Annotated in this window: 1 protein-coding gene; it reads right to left on the bottom strand. The window is 64.0% G+C overall.

Going from position 1 to position 550, the window contains the following annotated elements; genetic code table 11:
- On the bottom strand, positions 1-207 hold a 207-nt coding region (locus tag AACY45_RS27695; protein ID WP_339548658.1), incomplete at its 3' end, for a DUF6975 family protein.
- Between the last annotated feature and the right edge of the window lie 343 nt (positions 208-550).

Here is a 550-nt window from a genome sequence, read left to right as displayed (position 1 = left end):
GCGACGATTCGCCTCCTCGAACAGATTGGTCAGGCGTCCGTGAACGGCGCATAGGGCATGGACAGCATCGGCGAGATCGCGGCCGACGACTGCGGCCTGTGTCAAACGGCGGACGATCGCGTGGCCAGCACATCCGTCGCTTGTCGCCAGAGCCGCAATGCTGCCCGCATAGCCCCCTGTCTTCACCTGTATCGATGCGATCACCATGATCTTCGAATCGTCCCTATATCTGCCGGCAGTGCCGCCGGATTGCGCCCGTCGGGCAAGCAGTGCGGCAAGGGTTATACCGAAGGGCGTAAAGACCTGGTGTAGTTGCGATTAAGGGTGTCTCAACCAGCTTTTGCAGCGCCCTGCGCTCCGACCATCGCGGCGAGAGGGCGACGCGGCAGGTCCGGCACCGGCTAGGGCGTGACATCTTCGGCAAAGATGCCGGTGCCGTCGCCGATCGGTTCGATCCTGAGCGCCAGCATACGGCCAGCGCGGGCGGCGGACGGGAGTGTCAGGCTTTCTCCAATGCCCGAATTGCCAACCCGCCGCATTGCCCCGGCAA

Source organism: Pseudomonas sp. RA_35y_Pfl2_P32 (assembly GCF_963970735.1).
Lineage (GTDB): Bacteria > Pseudomonadota > Gammaproteobacteria > Pseudomonadales > Pseudomonadaceae > Aquipseudomonas.
The sequence above is the reverse complement of the archived record's forward strand: the minus strand, read 5'-3'. Positions and strand labels throughout refer to the sequence as shown.